The 387-nt window shown below is 35.7% G+C and carries 1 protein-coding gene; it reads left to right on the top strand.

Annotation, left to right across the window (positions count from 1 at the left end):
• Nucleotides 1–280, top strand: a 280-nt coding sequence (locus EII23_RS12510) for an ATP-binding cassette domain-containing protein (RefSeq protein ID WP_124793573.1), incomplete at its 5' end; no start/stop codon positions are given.
• Between the last annotated feature and the right edge of the window lie 107 nt (nt 281–387).

Below are 387 nucleotides of genomic sequence, written 5' to 3'. Positions count from 1 at the left end.
GTTGGAAGGAAGAGAAAAAGCAAAGGTGCATGAACTATCCGGTGGACAGCAACAAAGGGTAGCAATTGCCAGAGCGTTATCTATTTCACCTAAGGTGCTGATTGCAGATGAACCGACCGGTAATCTGGATGAATCCACCAGTGACAGTATTATGGATTTGCTAAAAAGTTTGAATCATAAATTAAAAACTACGATCATACTGGTCACTCATGATGAGGATATCTCACAAAAGTGTAGTCGAAGAATGAATTTGAGGAGAGGTAAATTATACGAAGAATAAGAAAATGATAATAATTGGCTTAGTTTTATGTTTTTCATTTGCAATATGGATAGTGCTAAGGTATGTGAATAAGTCCGAGTATCAGAAGATTACAAATAATTTTACAA

The organism is Desulfovibrio sp. OH1186_COT-070, from assembly GCF_003860215.1.
Lineage (GTDB): Bacteria > Desulfobacterota > Desulfovibrionia > Desulfovibrionales > Desulfovibrionaceae > Desulfovibrio.
The sequence above is the reverse complement of the archived record's forward strand: the minus strand, read 5'-3'. Positions and strand labels throughout refer to the sequence as shown.